The organism is Paracoccus sp. IB05 (assembly GCF_016405985.1).
Taxonomy (GTDB): domain Bacteria; phylum Pseudomonadota; class Alphaproteobacteria; order Rhodobacterales; family Rhodobacteraceae; genus Pseudogemmobacter.
This window is the reverse complement of the sequence record NZ_JAEFCF010000047.1, coordinates 21,864-42,003: the sequence shown is the minus strand read 5'-3', so window position 1 is coordinate 42,003 and position 20,140 is coordinate 21,864. Positions and strand designations below refer to the sequence as shown.

Annotated in this window: 13 protein-coding genes; 4 read left to right on the top strand and 9 right to left on the bottom strand. The window is 59.6% G+C overall.

Going from position 1 to position 20,140, the window contains the following annotated elements; translation table 11 throughout:
* Positions 1-203 precede the first annotated feature (203 nt).
* The gene (locus JC607_RS22105) at positions 204-1,121 is read left to right on the top strand and encodes a DUF1403 family protein (RefSeq protein ID WP_174213371.1); all 918 of its coding nucleotides are present in this window, start codon (positions 204-206) and stop codon (positions 1,119-1,121) included.
* A gap of 2 nt (positions 1,122-1,123) precedes the next feature.
* Positions 1,124-1,759: an SMC-Scp complex subunit ScpB gene (locus JC607_RS22100; RefSeq protein WP_174213372.1), complete on the top strand. Its 636-nt coding sequence runs from the start codon at positions 1,124-1,126 to the stop codon at positions 1,757-1,759.
* 99 nt (positions 1,760-1,858) lie between these two features.
* Here the strand turns inward: JC607_RS22100 and JC607_RS22095 are convergent, their stop codons facing one another.
* Positions 1,859-2,122, bottom strand: coding sequence for a DUF3892 domain-containing protein (locus JC607_RS22095; RefSeq protein ID WP_174213373.1), 264 nt, complete (start codon positions 2,120-2,122; stop codon positions 1,859-1,861).
* Between the two features lie 346 nt (positions 2,123-2,468).
* Between JC607_RS22095 and JC607_RS22090 the strand changes: the two genes are divergently transcribed.
* Together JC607_RS22090 and JC607_RS22085 are read left to right on the top strand one after the other, a co-directional pair.
* Complete coding sequence (locus JC607_RS22090) at positions 2,469-2,816, top strand: helix-turn-helix domain-containing protein (RefSeq protein ID WP_174213375.1); 348 nt, start codon at positions 2,469-2,471, stop codon at positions 2,814-2,816.
* Positions 2,813-3,694 (top strand): ImmA/IrrE family metallo-endopeptidase, encoded by an 882-nt coding sequence (locus tag JC607_RS22085; protein WP_198838908.1) that lies wholly within the window; start codon positions 2,813-2,815, stop codon positions 3,692-3,694. The genes JC607_RS22090 and JC607_RS22085 overlap by 4 nt, the downstream gene beginning before the upstream one ends.
* Before the next feature lie 89 nt (positions 3,695-3,783).
* On the opposite strand, the gene JC607_RS22080 is transcribed toward JC607_RS22085, so the two are convergent.
* The 8 genes from JC607_RS22080 to JC607_RS22045 form a co-directional block, all read right to left on the bottom strand.
* Positions 3,784-4,467, bottom strand: a complete 684-nt coding sequence (locus JC607_RS22080) for a hypothetical protein (protein ID WP_174213127.1) — start codon at positions 4,465-4,467, stop codon at positions 3,784-3,786.
* A complete protein-coding gene (locus tag JC607_RS22075) occupies positions 4,427-5,338 on the bottom strand; it encodes a DNA-processing protein DprA (RefSeq protein ID WP_174213126.1) in 912 nt (303 codons plus the stop codon). Before JC607_RS22075 ends, JC607_RS22080 begins: the two co-directional genes overlap by 41 nt.
* A 271-nt stretch (positions 5,339-5,609) precedes the next feature.
* A complete protein-coding gene (locus JC607_RS22070) occupies positions 5,610-7,853 on the bottom strand; it encodes a hypothetical protein (protein WP_198838907.1) in 2,244 nt (747 codons plus the stop codon).
* On the bottom strand, positions 7,846-12,180 hold the full coding sequence (locus tag JC607_RS22065) for a DEAD/DEAH box helicase family protein (protein WP_174213125.1): 4,335 nt from the start codon (positions 12,178-12,180) through the stop codon (positions 7,846-7,848). Before JC607_RS22065 ends, JC607_RS22070 begins: the two co-directional genes overlap by 8 nt.
* Positions 12,177-14,726, bottom strand: coding sequence for a hypothetical protein (locus tag JC607_RS22060; protein WP_198838906.1), 2,550 nt, complete (start codon positions 14,724-14,726; stop codon positions 12,177-12,179). Before JC607_RS22060 ends, JC607_RS22065 begins: the two co-directional genes overlap by 4 nt.
* Positions 14,727-14,926: 200 nt before the next feature.
* Positions 14,927-16,540, bottom strand: a complete 1,614-nt coding sequence (locus JC607_RS22055; RefSeq protein WP_198838905.1) for an N-6 DNA methylase — start codon at positions 16,538-16,540, stop codon at positions 14,927-14,929.
* 221 nt (positions 16,541-16,761) lie between these two features.
* The gene (locus tag JC607_RS22050) at positions 16,762-17,757 is read right to left on the bottom strand and encodes a hypothetical protein (RefSeq protein WP_174213123.1); all 996 of its coding nucleotides are present in this window, start codon (positions 17,755-17,757) and stop codon (positions 16,762-16,764) included.
* The gene (locus JC607_RS22045) at positions 17,754-20,033 is read right to left on the bottom strand and encodes an AAA family ATPase (protein ID WP_174213122.1); all 2,280 of its coding nucleotides are present in this window, start codon (positions 20,031-20,033) and stop codon (positions 17,754-17,756) included. The genes JC607_RS22050 and JC607_RS22045 overlap by 4 nt, the downstream gene beginning before the upstream one ends.
* Positions 20,034-20,140: the final 107 nt, after the last annotated feature.

Here is a 20,140-nt window from a genome sequence, read left to right as displayed (position 1 = left end):
CCCGGCATGTTCTTCGACGAAGTGCTTGAATCTCACGAATTCCGGTCATCCGACATAAGTGGTTGTTTTTGCATATGTCTCTCCTGTTAAGCGATGATATGTCCGATAATGCAACATTATTGGACATCATGCAAAAAGGACAGGCGCGGCGGATATAGAGAACATAAATGGTTTAAAACGCCGATGCTTGCTAGCATTCTTCCATGTCCCGTGCCCTGAAATCTCCTAAGCTCGCCCCGAATCCTCCGGCCCTGCCGCGATGGGTCCGGCAGGGTGTGGGTCGCGATGACGTTGAAACGGCGATGTTTTCTGCCGGTGCAGTTCTCGCGGCTCTCGATCCGATTGCCCGGTCCGACGATCCGGTTGGTATCCTCTGGCGCAAGCGGCTGGCGCTCTCTGCCGCAGCGGCTGTTTGCCAGCTGGAAGGGCGCCGGGAGGGCGAAGCGCAGCTGCGGGACGCCTTTGCCCTGCGCAAACCCGGCGATGATCCCGGCCCCGCCGGGCGGATGCTGATTGGCTGGCGTGCCCTGGGCGAGGCGCGGGCGCTGAGATCAACCGACTGGCCCGCGCGCTTGCCCGGCTTCTTCGATTTGCCACTCGAGCCGGGCGCTGAGGTGTTGCGTGACATCGGGACGCGGTTTGTCGGGCGCATTCCGCCTCTGCACTTCGCAGCCGAAGCCGCGCGGGAGGTTCTCGCCCTCGGCCCGACCTGGCGTGGATTGGCGCTCTGGTTGGCGGATGCTCTTTTGGCCCGGGCGCTCGGCTGGGATCGGCCAGTGCAGTTGCTCGCAGCGCATCTGCCGCGCGCGGCCTTCAGGATGGAAGGCGAGGCATGGGTTGCGGCCTGTACTGTGGCCTGGGGCAGGGCGGCGGTGACCGCCTGCGATCTGCACGTCGATCTGACCCGCCGCGCCACGGCTCTGCGCGCGGCACATCTGCGGCGGCCGGGAAAAGACACGGCCGCCATCATTGCCGCTTTACTGACCGAGGATGCTATAACCGCTCAGGCCGGGGCGGAGGCGAGTGACCGCGCGGCGCGGCGGCTGTTTGATCGTCTGACGTCACTCGGGCTGGTGCGCGAACTGACCGGACGGCCGACCTTCCGGCTGTACGGGTTGTGACGATGGCCCAGAAATCTGCCGAGCCGCTGGACACCGAACTTACCGATCTGCCGCAGGCCTTGCGCTGGCGGGAATGGATGGCGCGTGTGGAGGCGGTGCTCTTTGCATCCTCCGAGCCGGTGGGCCGCGACGTGTTGGTCCGGGTGGTCGGCCGGGACTGCGCCCTCGATCTGCTGATCGAGGACATTTCTGCCGAACTCGCTGGGCGCCCCTATGAGATTGCCCGCGTTGCAGGCGGCTGGCAGTTCCGCAGCCGGCCGCAATATGCGGCAACTATCCGCATGGCGCGCGGTGAGGGTGATGCCACTCGCGACCTGACTCAGAATGAGGCGCTGGTTCTGACGATTATCGCCTATATGCAGCCGGTCACCCGTGGTGCGATCTCGGGCCTGACCGGCCGGGAAGTCAGCCGCGATCTGATCGCCCGCCTGCACCGGCAGGCTCTGATTGCCCGTGGCCCGCGCAGCCCGGAACCCGGCGCGCCCTATACCTATGTCACTACGCCGGGGTTTCTGGTGCAGTTCGGGCTGGAAACACTGCGCGACCTGCCAGACCTCGAGGCGCTGGAAGATGCCGGGCTGCTGAAGCCGGTTGCGGACATCGCGCTGGATCTGCCGATTGTGGGTGAAGGTGAGTGAGCCGTATTCGTGCGCGCCCGGTGAAGGTAAGAGGGTGACCGAGGCACACTCGAGGGCGAGCCCAGCCAATCGGCAGGCTCGCCTTAGTCGCTTCTCAACTCAACAGTCCGGAAGATTATCCAGGTTGTTGCTTGATGCCTTGTCGGCCGTCGACCGCAGGTACTTTCCGCTTGCACCATTGACAACATTCACGTTCACACGGGTGGTGCCGGGACGCTGCACATAATAAGTATGCAGGCCACCCTCGATGTCTCGAATGGCATCGGCCTTCGAGCGAGGCGACCAAATCGCGCCAGATTGGCACAGTTTGGTAATGTCTCCGTCACGGTCTTTACCCGATGCGGTAACTTGGCGATCAGCCATAGTTCTGTCCTTTTCATTTGATGAGGCTTCCGGGCTTGCCCGGAAGCGCTTTGAGTATCACTTCTTGTTCGGACGCTGAGTCAGTGCCGAAGCTGCTGCGGTCTTCGCGGCCGCGCTGGATTTCGGATTGCTCAGAACCTTCGATGCAGCCGACGCAGCCCGAGCGCTGGTAACCTCCTTGTTCGATTTTGCCATGGTATTCACCCCCTTTCGATGTTTGGGTTGACGATGTCGCTGGTCGTGTAGTACTTTGCTACGAAAACGTAGGGCGATCAGTCAGAGTAAAAGGCCCACCAGCAGTGAACCTTAAGAATCGGAAAGCCTACGATAAAGTAGGATTACTATAATGAGCAACGTAGTGTCAAGATCTGAGGATCAGGATGGGATTTTCTCGGCGCGGCTCCGACAGGCCCGTGAATTACGTGGGCTAAACCAAAGCGACCTGGGGAAGCTGACGGGACTACAGCCGGCCGCCATCGGGCATTTTGAAGCAAATCGGCGTAAGCCATCCTTCGCAAATATCAGATCACTGGCACGCGCGCTAAATGTGTCTTCGGACTTCCTACTCGGTAGGACCGCATCGATTGAAGGAGCCACGACGGCATTCCGAGGTGAAGAGAACCTCACCGATGCTGACCGTCAGAGTATCCAGATGATGATTGATATGTTTGCAGAGCGCCGGGGGAAGGAATGACATTGCCGAAGTTTCGCCTGCGGCAGGCCAGGCAGCGAGGCGAAGCTGTGGCCAAAGAGTTTGGATTCTTCTCGCTTCCCGTGGATCCGTTCAAAATCGCCGAAGCGTCAGATATTCTCGTCCAAGGCAATGATGCTGGGCAGCCAGGCATGAGCGGTTGCATCATTTTTCAGGGCGACAGCGTTGGGATTATTTACTCCACACACATCAGGAGCGAAGGCTTCCGTCGGTTCACGGTTGCACATGAGCTGGGTCATTATTTCCTTGAAGGGCACCCGGAGGAGATACAGAAATCCTCTGGAACGCATGTTTCTCGAGCAGGCTTCACCGAGGGTTCGAGCTCTATCGAGTTGGAAGCCGATCATTTTGCATCAGGTCTGTTGATGCCCACGACCCATGTGCGCGAAGTGCTACTGGGTTCTCCTGTCGGCTTGCAAGGTATAGAGACCCTTGCCCGGGAGGCGCAAGCATCGCTTACGGCGGCGGCGATCAGGGCGGCGGAGTGCGCTCCGTACCCTATGGCCGTTATAGTTAGCCGCGGAGCCGAGATCTCGTATAGTTTCATGCCCGATAGCTTTAAGGCGCTTCCGGGTGTGCACTACTTACGCAAAGGGACATCGCTGCCTGACACCGCAACGCGGGCATTCAATGTGGATTCGGGAAATATTGCTCAGGGTAGGCGACATTGCGCGCCAGCGAGTTTGAGGCGCTGGTTCGAGGGGGCCGCGAGCCGGGCTCTTGACGAGGAGATCATAGGCTTGGGGAGCTATGGTCTTACGCTAACGGTGCTTTCCAGCGAGCAACTTCAGGACGATCCGGATGAAGTCGACGATGAAGAGGAGAGCCTGAGGGAAAGCTGGGAGGTACGCTTCCGATAGCTGCTGGAACGCATGCGGACTGGCTAAAGCGTGTTCAGATTCAGGATGAAGGGGCCTTTAACATGCTGAGGAAGGTGTGAGTGCCTTACTCACCAATCGACGTCTTCGATATCGATTGCCTCGGGAACGCGCCTGGCGAGAAACACGCCGTAGCAGGGGCGTCCTGGCAGCGCTGCGGACAGTACTTCCTCCATCGCCCGAAAGTGACAGCCGGTGGTGAGGACGTCATCACAGATCAATATCCCCTCACGGACTCCGGCGAGCGCACCTTGCTCGAGCCGGTAAAGTGCGACCAACTCAGCGGGTGTGGGTCGCGCATCCGTATCATGCGCAGCAGCCGTGCTTTGGGTCTGGCTGACCAGTTCCCGGATATCGATGTCGTAGCCGTGTGAACGCCGTACATGGGCACTCAGATGGGCCAGCATTTCCATCATTCTATTATCGTACATCGGATCGGTGCTGGCCTTCGAAGGGGGGACCGGTACGAAGGTGTAACGCCGCAGATCGGTGTTTCCGAAGGCCTTGTGAAGCGCTGCGGCGGCTTTGCGGATGTTACGCGCCTTGTGGGACCATTCTGGGCGTCCTTGGCGATCCATCGGTTTTTTGAAATTGATGATCAGATTGTTGGTTGCACTGTAGGAGAACCCTTTGCGCGCGGTGTACTCGCCGAGGAAGAGGCAGTTGTCTTCTTCGTGTAGGTAGGAGTGATCGCCGCGCGTCAGCGCGTCGACCTTAGTGAGTCTTTCCGGGTATGAGCTGTTGTCGGATGTCATCGTAATCCCGGACGCGGATCGCGCCGCGCTCTTCGTAAGTGTGTGGCCAGGTCAGCTTCGGATTGCGGAAGCAGCTATCTAAAATGAAGAGTCTGCGTCCTTGTTTCAGTGCTGCGCGGGCTTGCACCAGCGTTCCGGAAGTTTCACCGGCTTCCACGATCACCGTCGCATCGGTTAGTGCGGACATGGTGACGTTGCGTGCGGGGAAGAAATGTCGGTTCGCGGTCGGGTTCGGTGCGCGCTCATAACGCGTCACGGGAACCTGGCTGATCAGCAGATGATTGGTTGCGATTTCCCTTTGAAGCGCTGCGTTCTCTTTCGGGTATGTCTGTGAAATTGGAGTACCGAGAACCGCAATGGTGCGGCCGCCCTCGCTGATCGCAGCCGTGTGCGCGGCTGCGTCCACGCCCTTCGCCAGTCCGGACACGATGGTGAAGTCATCGGCTAGCAGAGAACGCACTAGTTTGCGGGTGCGCCGGATCCCGTCTTCGGAGGGATTGCGCGTTCCGACAATCGCGACGGATCTGGGCGAATTCACCAGTTCCCACCAGCCCTGATAGTAGAGCAGTTCAATCGGATGCTCTGCATCCCGCAGGCGATCAGGGTACTCTCCGGCGCCATGTACACGTACGCCATAATGCCGAACACCTGCTCCAACGAGGGCGCGATGCACCGCGTTTGCGTACTCCGTCGATTGAGCCGGGGCGATGAAATCGGACGGGAGCGCTCCCGGCACCCTAGCGAATCGTGCGGCGATGGTCTTGAAGCTGGCATTGTCTTGGTCCCAAAGGGCTTCATATGCCCCAAGCTCCAAGAACGGCGAAACAGCCCGTGCTGCGAAATCTAGCGCACCGAAATCCAGTTGTGTCATTACTCTCCGTCTCAGGCGGCCTCCGCTCCTATGTGAACGTAAGGGGAACGATAGCAGGTTTTCGCTTCCGTGTCCAACGATGGTCGCAACCTAACCTCGCGACTATGGCAAATTGAAGCCGAGGATGTAAGCGAGTCGTTTGAGTGATTGAAAGCAACTTTACTGCATGAGGAGGCGTTCCTCCTTCAACTTCGATGGAAAACGGCCTCGATTATGTCGGAAGCAATCGGGTTGTAGCCGATGGCCTGAGCCCCGTGTTCCCTCCAATCGATCACGCGTTGGGATTAGATGTTGATGACTGATGCGAGGTATCGAAAAAGCCTATAAGATTTGGAGCGGTCCGCGGTTCCCATTCCGGGCCTCTACCGCCCTTCAGCGCGGCCCGCGACAGCAGCAGGTTAGATGCGATACAGCTAACTTCGGACACCATTACGCATGCCGGGCACGCGCCGCCGCGGATATCACACAGGCTACCCGATCCGCAGCGCAGCGTTCTCGGGTCGAGAGCCCGCTTTAAAAACGCCTCTGCGGAGTTGCGCCACATCGCGGAGATGTTCCCCAAGTCGGGCGTCATTCCTTTGCGGTAGATGACGAAAGAGAGGTCGGCGGGGAAGATGTGTTCCCCGATACCATCCCTGTCCACGCCCGATGTGTCCGCGAGCGAGTGCATCATCTGGTGCGACAATGTGTGCAGCAGCAGGTAGATGTAGGCTGGGAGGGTGCGCGGGTAACCACCCATGCCCTCGCGATCCTTGAACACTTCAAGGAAAGGCCCGAAGTCATCGTAGCGCTCTAGGTAGGCGCGGCCGACGTGTTCGCGGGGCACGTCGACGACCTGATTGGCCTCAAGCCAGCGCAGGACTCGGCCCTCGTCGAGTTTGAAGTATAGCGCCTCGTTGAGCTGTTGCGTGACGTAGATCGGCCGCTTGTTGTCGGGGATAGGCAGTTGGTCGAACGCCTTCAGCCGGACCGGCATCTCGACACGCTGACCGTTATGCTCGCGCTGGTAGATCGGAGTGGCCGAGACCCTCGTATAGCCGAAGCTAAATTCGCAGATCGGAAGGCCGCGGATCAGTACTAGGCGATCGACGCCAAGATGGCCGAGCAGCCTCCCAATGGTCTCTTGGTACTTCACCTTGCGCGCCGGATCGTTGACCACATCCGTGAGTACGACGTCCGGGGACATGACGTTGACCGCTTTGTGCTCCGTCATCGCCTGCTCGATATGCTCACGCACGAATGCGTCGTGCTGGATCGTCAGCCGGACGGGGTCGTAACGTTGCGTCCAGTCCTCTCGCATCGCGATCGCCTGCAGGATCGCTTGGCTGCCGAGCTGGCCGCGCTCGACGATACCATTAGCGAACCAGCCCTCGCGCAGCGAGCTCGCGTTGTCGCGGTGCCGGCGCGCCGCGTCGGCGCGCCCGGAACCTTCCGCCTTCTCCGCCATATCAAGGTAGGTTTCGTACTCGTCCCACTCGCCTGCACGCGTTTGGTCGGCCTCGACGCTCTTGCGGATCTGATCGCCGGACGGCTCGGCGAATGAGATTTCGTGAATCTGGGCGAGCCGGGCGATCAGCCCGTCGCGGCGTCTGGGGCTCATTAGTTCGACCACTGCGCTGTCTTTGAACACAATGAAGCTGGTCCGCTGAACATAGAAGGTCGAGTTTGCCCGGTATGAAACCGGTAGCATGTTGACTTCGATCCACTGGAACTGGCGGCCGCCCTCGTTCTGCTGGATCTGGAGACGCGTAAGCACATCGGGGTTGGCTTTCTTGAGCGACCTTGTCTCGCCGCAACCCTCACAGACGTAGCGCCATTCGGAGAACACAGGTGCTGTGTTGCGCAGCTTGAAACTCGACGATCCGCAGGTACACATCCTGATCTGCTTGGCGGTACCGGTCTGCGAGTCAAAGTTGTAGTTGAAGGGGCTGAGCGGCTCGATGTCGCCCGACCAGTGGGCGTAGACCACGTCAACCTGCGTCCAACGGGCCTCGTGGCCATTGCACTTCCTGGGTAGTGGCTGTCGCGCCTGATCGGCGACGCTGTCGAACTCGCGGGTCGATCCGCATATCCCGCAGCGGTACAGGAGCGGATAGGGTACGTAGCCGACCTTGTCAGGGCTCGTCATCTGGAAGTCGGCGCGCTGCACCCGCGCCTCGCCGGTTTTCGAGTCTCGGAACGGGGTGTCGAGGACGAGTTCCGGCAGTGCGTCGGGCAGCACTTTCATCACGCGATTGCGCCAGGTGGTCACTGCGTGGCTCAGATTCTCGAAGATCAGATCGACAGTCGTCGGGTTGAGGTCCTTCGCCTCGTTGGCGAGGGGAACGGAGCGACAAATGCCCTTGCCGCCCTCCCATGTCATCAGCACGCCCGGCGCGTAAGAGCCGGCGATCTGGACCCGCGAGCGCAACATCGTGGGCGGCTCCAGCGGATCGGGGTCGGCGTGGCCGACGCCGAACGATGAGGGTCTTCGGACGGAAGGGGCGCGCCAGTCTTTCTTGCCTGTATCAGCCATCTTTTCCCCCATCCGCGTCCAGCTCCGAGGCACTGCCGCGCTGGGTCCTTATAGCTTTCATCACTTTAGCCAGGTCGCGGCGGTCGACGTCCGATGACCTGCCGCGCGCGAGCGGGTCGCGCATCGCAGCGACGATGTAACCGGCTTCGTCGACGTCGCGCAACGACGTCATCGGAGGCTTGAAGACCGGGACGTCGCCCCAGTAGTCACGTAGGCTCGATATCGTGGCTAGACCGGAAATGTGCCGCGCGAACCTCTCGACCTGATTGTCGACGAGCCCGCGATAGAATTCCTCGTAGTACGGCGCCCCGAGGTGCAAAGCACCTTTTCCGGCGAAACCGCTCGCTCGGAGTATGAAAGAGACGAGTTCCTTTGTGAAACGGAGGTGGTCGCGCTTTTCCAGGGCTGCCAGCCGGCTGACTTGGTCCATGTGTGCCTCCTCGAACTTACGGGCGTCATCCTTGCCGATGAACTCGCGTGCCTCGCGCAGCATCGCCCAGGCTTGGACATACGAAGCCATCGTCCGCTTGATCGCGTTTTCCGCCCATCTCTCAACCGCCGGCGGCGCGATCATGCGTTCAAGGAAGCGGTGGAAGATGTCATGAGTCTCGACCACATAGCGGTCGCGTCGGTTCTGTGGCGTGGGCAGCAGCATGACGAAGCCGACATGGGTGCGGCCGACGCGGCTGGATGCCTGGATGTACTCGGCAATGTCAGAGGGAAGACCGGCAAAGAACATGCTGTTGAAGCGGTCGACATCGACGCCGTGGCTGATCGCCGACGTCGCCACGATGTTGCGCACGGTCTCGGCCACATCCGGATAGTCGGCTCCAACGAACGACCTGTCGGCGGCCTCCATCACCGCCTGTATATCCTTCATGTCAATGCCGCCGGAGATAAGGCGGCTGTCGAAAGCGATATGGGCGCGGCCGATACGGCGGTGCTCCTTTTCGACCGCTGCGCTCAGCGCGTCGATGACTTGGTCGCCGCCCTTCTTATTCGTAACGTACGCGAGGGCGATGCGATGCAGGTCCACGAGCGCCATGATCTCCGCATCACGACCCTGCTCGACGGCGCGATCGATGGCGGCACGGTGCCAGTCGCCCGCGCGACCTGGCGGGACCGATGCTCGGATTGCGGCGATCGTCTGAACCCGCTGCGCGCCGTCCAGCATGCCGTCCCACAGAGATGTGACGATGCCGTGGAAGGCGGCGAGGACTCCAACCGTCGTGACGGTGTGGGTAGCGTCGTTCGTCAACAGCGAAACGTAGAGGCGCATCCACGGCGCGGTCGCCTCTGGAACCTGCGCGAATGGGAGCGACTTGGCGAGAGTGACACGGTCCTCATTCTCTTCCGGTGGCGCGGCTGGCTCGGCGAAAAAGGAGTGGTAGAGGTCAGGTCCGGGGTAAGGGAAGCGCAGGGGGATGCGTTGGTAAAGCGTCTCCAACTGCCGTTCGGGTGCTGAGATAGTGGCGGTCGCCGCGATGATCTTCGGCATTCGGGGCGGACCCCAACCGACGCCGGTCCAGCGTCGAGCAACGCCCAGTGCGTCGCCCGCCATGTCGGCGATGTCCTCTAGCATCGTGTCGAGTAAAGTGTCGAACAAGCCGCTGAACGTGCCGAGGCTCTCTTCCAGCAGATGCGCCTCGTCCTGAATGATAAGCGATGGGAAGGGGTCGTGAAAGATGTGCCTGCCGCTCGCGTACGCGGGGTAGACATTGGCGCAGCGGTCAAGGGCGGGATCGCGTTTGAGGTCCGCCTCGCTGCGCGGGTTGCTGAGGTTGCCGCGGTGATCGACGCGCCTTGCCAGGCCAAACATGCCAAGCACCTTGCTGATTGTGCTGGTGTTTTGCCCTAGCATTGCCAGCTTATCTACGGTGCCCAGCACTATCGATGGCGCGCGCGCGTAGACGGCGTCATCCGTGAGGAGGAATGGCAGTGGGTGGCGACCACCATGCTCCTTGTTCCAATCGCAATCGTCGTTGAAGCAGAGGATCGCGGCGCGCCTGCCGTACTGACCATCGGTCTCGTCGCGTCTGAGGCCGGTTGGTTTGCCGCAGACCGGACAGTCCGGGATCTTATCGTACGCCTCGCGGGCGACAAGGTAGCGCCGGCCGCGATCTCGCTCCTGGTCATCGCCGGTCTCGCCATCGAGGCCACTGTCGTCCGGATGGTCATGATCGGTAGTAAGCGGGATGTCCGATTTGAAGGCCCCGTAGTTATTCGGCGTGTTCTGGCTGCCGACCCAGAAGCCCATCTCGAACGGCCATGAGCCGACGCTGTGACGCTTGCGGACCAATTCCGCCCTGGCAATAAGTTTCAGGAGCCGCTGGGCCTGCTGGAGGGTTAGCAGCCGCAGGGGATACCGGATCATCGCGGTGATGCCGCGGTCCTTGCCACGCAGCCGGTCGAGGAACATCGCGAAGAGCAGTGTTCCGTAGAACGCTTCAGACTTGCCACCGCCGGTCGGGAAGTAGAGAAGGCTGACGCCTTCCTCGTCGAGTCGAGGGTCGTGCGTTTCGCGCCACTCGTCCATCCTCGAAGCGAACACCGGCACGTGGGCGAGTATGAAAGCCATCTGGAACAGGCGCCATCCCCGGCCGGGGTCGGAGACATCGCGCGACGCAAAGGCCTCGTTCGCCATGGTCCAAGCTCGCCAAGGCGCGGCACGCCGCTCGAGGGCTTGGTTATCCCCGCCACCACAGGCGGCAAGCGCGTCCGCTGCCTTCTTGGACGCGATCAGCAGTTCGACGCCACGCTCAATGTAGCGCGCCTCGTCGCGTTGTGCCGCGATGTCCTTGCGCAGGCGTTCGGCCTCGATCGCCGCGTCGGCGGGTTCCAGCCCGGCCGTGACCGTATCCCGGAGCCTCGCTTCCTGACCGTCGATCCACTGCCTGTACTCACAAGGCAGTTCGAGCAGCCTAGATGCATCGAAATCTGGATCCTTCAAGACGGCAAACTGATAGGGCAGGTCGAGCTTGCGCGCGACGATCCGCGGCTGGGCGAAGCGGGGCGCGCACGTCGTGCGCAGGTGCAAGTTCGCTCCCTCGCAATGGGCCTCGACTCCGCAGTTGAGGCCTATAGCCGGATAGTCGAGGTGCTCGCGGAAACGATAGGATGGCTCGACGCGGTCGAGGCGCAGTGGGCGGTGCGCAGCCGATGGCAGCTCGATTGTAAGGCCGGCATCGAAGACCGTGTTGCAGCGGCCGCGCGCGTCGATTGGCGACTGCTCAAGCGACTGATTGTCGAGTGTGATGCGCATCGATAGAGCGCTCGGGTTGAGGAAGTCGGTCTGGCGCTCGACTTTGACTACGACGCGCGAGAGGTCGGGTACGACCCGGTTGCGATCCACCGGGCGGGTGGCGATCGCAGCCATTGCTGCACGCCATTTCTCTTCCGTCAGCGTTTCGCTGGGTTGGACTGTCACCTCCCGCCATGCCGTGGAGGCGCCAGGCCCGTTGACCCAAGCTTCGATTTGCGCGGCAACCGAGCCGCTTAAGGCACGGTTATACGTTTCGACTGCAGATTTGAGGTCTTCGTCGGGCGCATCATAGTTGAACTCGAGGGTTGGCATTTCGAGGTCCAGCCGTGTCCACTTCCCCGGGATTGGCGCTGGATCGACGAGGTGGAGCGGAAGCTCTCGCTGATCGCGAAGCAGACGCGGGATGGGCAGTACCGCTGGCTTGATGTCGTCAGGCGTGTTCGGATCTATGTCGGACGTATCTCTCGACACCTTTGCCGCATCGTCCGGATCTGCATCGCCAGAGACTAGCTTGATGCCGTGTGCGGCGTATGCTTTGCGCCGGACTTCGGTGAGGATCTGTGCTCGCGTCGCTCTGACTTTGGAACGCTTGGTCTCGTCCATCGCCTTCCAGTCAGGCTTTTCGACGCCCGCCGCTCGCAGCGCGGGCACGCGCTCTGCCCGGATCGCATCGTCGATCTGCTGCTGGATGTTCCTCTGCAGGCGGAAGTCGAACTCGAGTTCGCCGTGGGGCGCAAGGTCCAGCCAGTCGGGGATCACTCGGAGATAGACCGAGAACCGGGGCGTGACGCGTATCGGCCCACCTCCGCCAGCCACCGCAATCAAGTCAATGCCCACCGCCGCGATGCGGATGTCTGTCGTCTCATCATCCTGTCCCGACGTGTCGAAGCGCGGGAGGAGCTGGCTGGCGAAAATGCCCCTGCGAGGCGAACTACCGAGCAAGTTGCGGCCGCGCTCGTCCGCACCGGTGACGCGCTGCACCAGCGAATATGTCAGCGCGTCGCAGACGGCTTCCTTTAGTTCGACGTCAATCGCCGTTAGCTCGCTGTTCGACTTTCCCTTCATCGCGCCGTAAAGCTCCGAACCTTGTCAACGATAGCAACATGCTCTTCCGCCATAGACCTTAACATGCGGATTTGGTCGACCCGATCGCGATTGCTGCTTATGGCCGCGTGCGGATCGGTGAGAATTCCGCGAAAGGCATCGTGGAAGACGTTTCCGTAACGGATGCGGTGAGACCGCTGCGCGACCACCGCCCACCTCCAGAAGTTGCCAGCCATGCGTTCGCTGATGCCGAGGGCGGCGGTGAAGCGCATGAACGTGTCCTGATCCTGCGGCGCGTGCGGAACGACGTCGTGCAGAGGTTTTTCGATCTCTTCGCCGAGGTCGATCCAGTATCGCGCGGTTTCGGGCGCCACTGCGGGTTCGCCCATCGTGGCAACAAGTGACCGCAGCTTCCCTATCGTCGTCGGCTCAGGCATCGCAGCGAAGCGATCGGACACCAACTGGTGGTAGTCGCGGATCTCCTCCGCGGCGGTTGCGCGGATGTTCACCAACGTGCGTGCCCGCTCAATGAAGCCGTGGCCTATGACGCAAACCTCGTCGCCCACCTTTACTTGCGATGCCGGACGCTCGACGAACGAGGTCGTCGCCGCGCCGTCGTCGCGCAACACAATCTCGGTGCTGCGGCGAGCAATAATGCGCTGGCCGTTCTTTAATTCGATTTCGACGAGGTTTCGTTCGCCCTTGCCGCCGCTCAGGTCAACCACTGAGCCATTGGGGAATTCGACGTCGTCCGGCGGCATTTCGAACCGCACGACGTGCCGACCGATCTCCTCCACCCGCTCATTAGCTTTTCTTGCAAACATTCGCAGCCGGACTGCCAATGGCGCGATGTCGATTTCGTCCGCGAGACGCCCGGCGTCGCGCGCGGCGAATGCGAGGGTGTCGGCGTCGGCAAGAACGGTTACGTGCTCCGGAAGCCACGGCTGGGTAAGTGTCGTCAGGATAGAGGTCCGCGTCGGCGCCACGAGCACGACCCGCTTGAACTGGTTACGCGCAACCCGTGGCAGGTCAGCCACGCCTCTGAGTGTCCGTTCACCTCCGAAGCGAATGAACCCGGATTCGAGCCGCGCGGCCAGTTTAGGATGGGAGATACCAAGCCGGTTAACTGCAAACTCTGCGACCAGTTCCGACCTGAACACGAACACGGATTTCGAGCTGGACCTGAGCGCGGGCAATATCGCCGCCTCGAGTAGCGTGGTCATCGGTGTGGCGCTGCCGAAGTTGCGCATCAATTCGCGCGTGGTCGCCAGCGCGCCGGTCTCGGCGTCGACCTGATTGGCAAGGCCGCGCGGATCCTCCAAGGTTGCGAGATCGGCTGTAACACGGTAGATCGCAAGCAGATCGTTGGCTGCTGCGGTTGATGTCTCCTGTTCCAGAAATCTGCTCAACTCAGCGAGCGAGCCCGGCAGAGAGGCTGTGCGGCGAACCGTCGCGACTAGGTTGCGCACGACGATCGCTCCCTTAAGGTCACCCTTGTCGTCGAGGCTGTTCGCCAGGCGCCGAAGGGTCTCGATGTTTTGGTCGACTTCACCGAAGAAGCCGTCGACATCAATGCAATCGGCTCCTTCGAACGAGGGAGCCTCGGCTGCCACGGGGCTGACGATGTTAGCCACCTCGGAATAAGCAACGTGGCCGATCGCTGGTATCACCTTGCCGCCTCGCCCTGGCTTCCGAGTGCCCAGGACATCGAACCGCGCGGTGCGGTAGGTCCAGGGATCGTCGGCGATGGCGAGGATACCTGTCATAGGGTGGACCTCGCGCAGGGAGGCAACAAATTCGGTCGATTTGTCCACCCAATTCCAGCCTAACCGGGTGCGAGCATTTCGTGTGAGGTCGAGGATAAGCAGATCGGGACTTCGCTTAATAGCCCGCAGATCGGCGCTGATCTGGTCGCCAACACGAAGCGTGTACAGGAAAAAGTCGGCCTTCGACGGGTCGTCAGCGTCGCCCGATCTGCTCTGCTTGACAATGTCAGTCTTCGAGCGCGTCCTCCAGAGGAGTTTGCTATTAGCCGAGCGCTCACCGCGTGGCGAGCCATGCGGCACAATCTCGTCAAGGATCGGGTGTTCGAACTCGGCGTATTCACGACCGTCGGACGCGCGCCCTGTAAGGTTGCGGACCCGGGCGAGAACCTGATGGAAGTCCTTGGCGGCGTCGTCACCGCCTTTGACGTATCGCTTAACATGCTCAAAGTTGACGGTGCCGAGTACTTTCCGGTCAACCTGAACCTGTCGGGCCTGGGCATGACTGCCTCGCGCGTAGGGGAACACGAGTGCTCGCACTTCGTCGGATCGGCGGCGACCTGTCTCGGTGGCACCTTGGATGATGAACTGCTTCACTTCCGCGCTACCAATCGCAGCTATCGTGAGCAGTCCGGTGATCGCTGAAGGCGAAACCTTGACCGGTGGCCATGGCATAACGACCTGAACTGATCCGTCTGATGCAACCTCGGCGGCGGATCGCACCAGAAGAGCGTATGATGGAGTTAATACCGCCGTGTCGGATTGGCCGAGTTGGTGGAACGGCTGAGCAGCCAGGGCTGCCATATAGCGCTCGACGTCGCGCCTTGTGCGCTTTGGTATCGCTTGCTTACTTTGCATAGCGGACGTGACTTCCGCTCGGTCCGAACTGGCTTTTGCCATCTTCGAGAGCAACGACTGTCTCTTATCCAAAGCCGCGCGACGTTGCTCGGCGCGGTCGTCCAAATCTGCCCTAAGCGGTTTCGGGAATGAAGGGTTGCGTGCCATTAGGCGTCAATCGCCTCTTGGGTGGACCGGTATGCCGCAGCGGCGGCGGCCTCTGCATCGTCATTGCTCACGGCGAGGGCGGCAGCGAAGGCGGTCGGCGAGGGAAGATCGAGCTGCCTCAGCAAAGTCACTGACACTGCAGCTGTTCCCGAGACACGACGGTAGCGCTGATCAACAGCAGTGGTATTTAGAAGGCGCACTGCGAGAGCGAGTCTGTTGGGGTCCTCACAGGTTAACACGATAGTGTGGTTCTCACTCACGAAGCCTCCCCATGCGGAAATTACGGATGGATCGACCATAGCAGCAACAAGCCTGCGTGGCTGCTTGTCGTTTGTGGTTCGCTGCATCACGGCCGCGACGCCCATGATGATCGCAGTGCTGCTACTAGGGAAAGAAACGAAGTCAACACCCTGGCCTTTCTTGCCCGCTGGCCTACAGAGTTCTCCCGCTTTTATATTTTGCGCCCAGATGAGTGGGTAACAATGCTGCTTGCTCTGGAGCTTGCTAAAGAGCCGCGCCTTTTCCCGATTCCAAACGAAGTATCCCGCGCGAACGGTCACACCGTAATCGGCCAGTGTAGCGCCACCGATAAGCGCTGGATCGATAGCTGGCAGTGGCCAGGCACCACCTTGCTCTGCGGGCAACAGCTGCTTAATCGCTTGGCTGGTCGATGGCACAAGGCCCACGATGTGGAAGCTGACGGGTGCACTAGCGACGTGAACCTTGCCTTTACGGGCGATCAGAACACTGATGTCTTGCGCTACGTCGATGAATACCCCATCCCGCCCGGCGATTGATCCGACCGCGAGCACCTCGGCTTGAGAACGAATAAAGGCACGCATTCGGTCGTAGAGAGGGCCTGCTCGGAAACTGGACGGTATCACAAGCGCGACAATGCCGCCGGGCCTTGCCTGTCTGAAGCAGAGCTCTGTGAACAGGGCGTACTTGTTTATATGGCCACTGTGGGCAACTTTGCGCCAAGCCTTATCTTGCACGTCTTCTAGCGCGACACGGCCATACGGCGGGTTAGCGATCACAAGGCCGTAGGAGCCGGGAATCGTCACCTTCAGTGCGTCGCCTGTGATGATTACTTCACGGGGGAGAGGCTTGCCCAGTCTCTGGGCGATGAGGCAGTTGGAGAGCGCTGACAGCCCGGTATCGATCTCGATGCCGTTCAGGCGGTAGGCGACCTCCTCTGCATTCAGTCCGGCATTCACCATACGACCTGCAATAGTAGACAAGAAGGCTGCGCCACCGGCCGCTGGGTCAAGCACGGTGTCCGCTCCAAGGTCAAAGCCCGCCTTAATAGATAAGTCTACGACGGCGTCGGCGACAGTTGGCGGAGTGAAGTAGGTCGCCTGGGAGCGGCGTAGCTTTGTTGGAAGCAGAAGCGTATACAGTGTTCCGATCCAGTAGTGCCGCTCGTCGATGGGCAGTGCCTGCAGCATGCGCTGGAATTTGCTTCGGCAAAGATCCTCGTCGGTATGATAGAGCATGCCGAGACAGATGTCTGCGCGCGATTGAGCGCTGGAGGCGACCTCCGCGAGCATACGCGCAGCGGCTCGTGCATGCGCAAGCAACGTAGCTTTTGACCCCCAGTCGCCCAAATTCATCGCTCGCCTAAGCCTTGCCATAACGCAATACATGGCAACTATAGGATGATGAGTTAGTCGGCAAAAGTACTTTGAACGTTATTTGAGTTCCTAGGGTGCTTCAGATACAGAATGCTTCATGTGTTCAAGAAAATTCTTCACCCTGCAGGCAACTCAGCCAATGACTGACGTGTTGCCATCGGCTCGCCGAGTCTCACGTCATTGGATGGGGTGCCCAACGTTCACGCTGTGGGTTGGGCCGCGAGGCTCTGGAAGACTTCGAGCTTGATGCCAAACTTCCGAATCGTGTCGAACTCACCGCGCTGTTGCGCGACGCGCAGCCATGACCGCTTGGCTGCGACATATTCTGCCGATGGCAACATCATTGCCTTGATCCCATTGAGAACTTTCGCGATGTGATCGAGATTGTCTGCCCGGGCATGATAGGTCGCGCTCCCCAGCGAACTCAAGGTATTGTGTTGGCGCACCAACCTTTGAAGGTCTTCGACTTTCGATCGAAGCTCGTTAACTTCATCTAGCCTAGCCTCAACGAGATCTTTGCGTTGCAAAGCATACACGTCGATAGAAATTTTGCCTTTTTGACTCGCGACGCCATTACAAATAGCATGAACCAAACCGGTCTCGTCGAAGGTCAGATGATCCTCAGGTTTGTCGATGCAAGGATTGAGCAATAGGCGAGCATCATCCTCGGTCGAGATATTTTGATTGTGGCTACGTACGCGCCTAGTTTCGTCAGTAAGCGGGAACTGAGTGCCCTTGCCTAGAACGATTCCCTTGCTCTGCCCTGGCACTTCATGGGTACGAACGCGATTGCAGTCCGGACATGAAATAAGAAGGTTGTCCCAATCACCTCCAAGCCAGTAGTAGCCCGGTTTTAACTCTGTCGCGCCGAGGCCGACCGAAGACTTCGGTCGATAGTGTTCGATGTCACTCGCGGTGACGGCGGCGAACTTGCTTTCACAGTAGGCGCATTTCTTGCAGAATTCGCGGGACAGTACCTTAGCCAGCTCCTTGTCCTTGTAGACCTTGAACGCAAACGATTTAGAGGCCAGCTTTTGATTGTTGAAATAGTTCGCTGGGTTTGTGAAGAACTGGATAGCCAATTCGCGCTCACGCTCGTGACGCGTAACCTTCGCCGCGCCGCCGAGGTCGTAGACGGTGGCAACGGCGTAACAGGCCAATGCCGCAGCGTCGGTTGTTCGCTCTATCGAAATCAAGCCGTGCCTCCACCGCTTGATACGACGTCCGAAGTGAGGCGGTGCCAGATCGCTGAGATTTCATTAACCGCTTCCTCTCGTACCTCTTCGGTCGAGATCTCTGGCATTACCTTTCTCCGTGCCAAAACTTGATCAATTGCTTCAAGGTAGAGCCCTTCTCTAAGCGTGGACCCGAATTGTTTTCGTGTCGCTAGGTCGGAGGTGAGTTGGGCAAGCTCTGCCTTTTCGGTGTCGGTGCGCACGTCTAAGGCCAGCAGCGCATAGTAGCGATCAAAGAGCCGTTCTGTGTTGGGGTCGACGGTGGAACTCAGACCGAAGAAGGACGAGGTCAGGAGTTGGTCGACCCTAAAGTCGGCTGGAGACGGTAAATCGGTAATCACTTCGATCTGATGATTCTGACGGCGGTGCATGACCACGACCTCACCTTCATAGAGGCCGCGCAGGCAAAGTGGCTGGTGGGTGGTACTGATGAATTGAACGAACGGCAGGGCCCGACGCAGTGAACTAACGATCTGCATCTGCCACGTGGGATGAAGATGGGCGTCGAGTTCGTCGATCAGCACTATGCCTTCGGCGTCCATTCGGTTCGGCCAAACTCGCGAGAGGATTTCGAGTATGTCCGCAGCCAGCGCGACTACAGTTTGATAGCCAACGCTGAGATTGGCAAGGGACACCGTTGCCCCGGATGTGTGCACTGCGACCCGCCCCTTGCTTCTTACGAGCTTCGCTTCGACATCGATCGAGAGTAAGTCCTTGAGAACAATGGCTGTATGATCGAAATCTTTTCGGCTGAGTCCGTTCAGCCAACGTTGTGCATCTATCAACGGGGCGAATGGGTCAAAGAGGTTTTCCAGCCTAGAGAATTCACCGCCGAATGCGACGTCATTTTGACGTCGCGATGGCAGGCGGATCGCTCCATATCCAGCGATGACGGTCTGAGGTGCTCCGCTGGCTCCGGCGATCTCTCCATCAGCAGTGATGGTAACAACTTTCTTCCCTGGACTAATGAATTCCAGACGATCTCTAAATATTCTGAGGCGGTGAGGAACATCAAAGCCACTCAGCTTAACGGCGACCTCACCGGAACGGCATCGAAACCGAACGAGGTCGCTGATGGACATTCGATTTTCTTTGATAAGTTTCGAGACATATTCAGATCCACCAAGCACCAATGCAATTGCTTGAAGTACCGTGCTTTTACCCGTGCCGTTCTCACCAAGCAGCATGAGCCACCTACCAGCCCCCGTGCCGAGGGCCTGCAAGTTTATGTCGAAGCTACTGATCGCACGTACGTTCCGGATTGCAATTGTCTCGATTGCGCGTCGCTGTGACTTATATTTGCGGACGCCCTCATCGTCGGCTAGCGAGTAGTTGGCCATTCGCTGACGAAACGCGTTGGTCGATCGAACCGCACGCTTCACCCTCATAGACGTCGCTGCCAAAGACCCTTGGTCCACAGAGCTCGGGATAGGGATGACAACCTGCTTCGTCTCCAACTGCGCTCGATCGCGTTGCAGGAACTGGCGCACCATACCCGCGTAGGGCGCACTGCTCGAAGTCATCTCAATCAACTCTCGGACGAGCCTGGATGCCTCGCCGTCGCCGCTGGACAACGACGAAAGCGCGTAGGCGAAGAGAGAACGATATCGCGCCGCAGTGCCACGTCGCTGCTGAAGAAGACTGAGCCGATTAAGGCCCAAGATCGAGATGGTCGCATTCCCTCGTTCCGTTTCACTGAAGACTTGGCCATCTTCTGCAAAGGTCAGGTGCGGGGACGGGTTATCAAGCGTGGGATCGAGCAGTAAGGGCTGTTCGAGGTTGATATCATCGTCAGGCTCGCGAGCTCGCTTATTTTCGTCGAGGAGTGGAAATCGGTTCGCTTTGCCGATCGACTCGGAGCGACCACCCTCACCTATTTCCGCCTTCGCCAAGCGATTGCAGTACTGACAAGCGATTAAAAGGTTTTCCCACGTTACGGCGAGCCACCAATAACCGGGATGACCGTTAGCTTCGGATACTCCGGATTTCGGTCGGAACTGCTCGATGTCGCCCATCGCACTGACCAATGGGGTTTCGCAATAGGCGCATTTCTCGTGGAAAAGAACATTTAGCGCGGCCTTGATCGTCGGGTGTTTATAAGCCGAAAATTCAACCCGACGCTGGAGTGAGCCAGTGGATATTACCGCCCGCGCCCTTTCAAGCTCGCGCGCTGCTTGAGCAGCAAGGGGCGAATCTAGAAGTGGATTTGGAACAGCGCCACGATCTACGAAGATCATTAAGGTCGACCCTATCTCAAGTGAATCTTTGAAAGTGAGGATAGGACTAATCGTCAACTATTGGCAAATGGGCCTTCTCGCATGCGACCTCTGTTTCTCTCCACTGA

What these genes read in the sequence shown, in the direction of transcription:
- JC607_RS22095 (WP_174213373.1), bottom strand. Translation starts at nt 2,122, where the DNA reads ATGGCTGATCGCCAAGTTACCGCATCGGGTAAAGACCGTGACGGAGAC.
- JC607_RS22080 (WP_174213127.1), bottom strand. Translation starts at nt 4,467, where the DNA reads ATGACATCCGACAACAGCTCATACCCGGAAAGACTCACTAAGGTCGAC.
- JC607_RS22085 (WP_198838908.1), top strand. Translation starts at nt 2,813, where the DNA reads ATGACATTGCCGAAGTTTCGCCTGCGGCAGGCCAGGCAGCGAGGCGAA.
- JC607_RS22045 (WP_174213122.1), bottom strand. Translation starts at nt 20,033, where the DNA reads ATGATCTTCGTAGATCGTGGCGCTGTTCCAAATCCACTTCTAGATTCG.
- JC607_RS22090 (WP_174213375.1), top strand. Translation starts at nt 2,469, where the DNA reads ATGAGCAACGTAGTGTCAAGATCTGAGGATCAGGATGGGATTTTCTCG.
- JC607_RS22100 (WP_174213372.1), top strand. Translation starts at nt 1,124, where the DNA reads ATGGCCCAGAAATCTGCCGAGCCGCTGGACACCGAACTTACCGATCTG.
- JC607_RS22105 (WP_174213371.1), top strand. Translation starts at nt 204, where the DNA reads ATGTCCCGTGCCCTGAAATCTCCTAAGCTCGCCCCGAATCCTCCGGCC.
- JC607_RS22070 (WP_198838907.1), bottom strand. Translation starts at nt 7,853, where the DNA reads ATGGCTGATACAGGCAAGAAAGACTGGCGCGCCCCTTCCGTCCGAAGA.
- JC607_RS22075 (WP_174213126.1), bottom strand. Translation starts at nt 5,338, where the DNA reads ATGACACAACTGGATTTCGGTGCGCTAGATTTCGCAGCACGGGCTGTT.
- JC607_RS22060 (WP_198838906.1), bottom strand. Translation starts at nt 14,726, where the DNA reads ATGGCAGCCCTGGCTGCTCAGCCGTTCCACCAACTCGGCCAATCCGAC.
- JC607_RS22055 (WP_198838905.1), bottom strand. Translation starts at nt 16,540, where the DNA reads ATGAATTTGGGCGACTGGGGGTCAAAAGCTACGTTGCTTGCGCATGCA.
- JC607_RS22065 (WP_174213125.1), bottom strand. Translation starts at nt 12,180, where the DNA reads ATGAAGGGAAAGTCGAACAGCGAGCTAACGGCGATTGACGTCGAACTA.